The sequence below is a fragment of the Aquabacterium sp. A08 genome (genome assembly GCF_011742065.1).
In genome coordinates, this window is record NZ_JAAQQT010000288.1 from 1 (window position 1) to 711 (window position 711).

General features: G+C 56.5%; 1 protein-coding gene. It reads right to left on the reverse strand.

The annotated features are described in order from the left end of the window. The coding region (locus HA630_RS01635; RefSeq protein WP_166832170.1) for a hypothetical protein at window positions 1-691 on the reverse strand (691 nt) is incomplete at its 3' end. Window positions 692-711: the final 20 nt, after the last annotated feature.

A 711-nucleotide genomic window follows, 5' to 3' on the forward strand; every position in this document is an offset into this window, starting at 1 on the left:
TCGGAGCATTGGCCGCCACGTTGACGCTGGCAATGTTGGTCACGCTCGCACCATCCGCACCCTGGGTGTCTGCACCAGCCGCACCACTGGTCGTGTCCACGCCCGTGATCACGTTGCCCGTCTCGGCCGTGAACTGATTGGCCGCCACACTGTCCGTGTCGTCTCGTGCAGTTGGGACATCATCAACTACCGTAACTACAAAATTCGCTGTTACAGTATCTCCATCGTCATCGACAACGATCACGGTGAAATCGTCACCAAGCGCGTCGTTATTATTTTGAGCCGGTTCGTGTTTAAGGTTATCGGCAAGGACGTACTTCCAGTTGTAAACACCGTCCACCAAGGTCACGATCAGGAAACCGTTTGCACCGTCGACCTTGATACCATCAGCAGGCGGATTGGTCACGTCGACGGGCCCATTGACGCCAACGACCGTCAATGACCCAAGTGCATCACGGCCTGTGTCGATGTTAAAAACACCAGTGGTGACATTGGACTCATCCTCGTCGCTGCTGCTACGGAGTCCCCTTTCATAAACCGTACCATCGGGTAGACCGACTTCAGGGGTGTAAACGATTTCTAACGTCGGCTGGTCGTCTGACTCGAAATCGGAGCTCAACAACACCTCATCCGGCCCCGCCAGCGGGTCGAAGCTGTAGTCGTAGGCCAGCGGGTCCACGCCTTCGGTCACGCGCAGCAGGCGCACGAAGT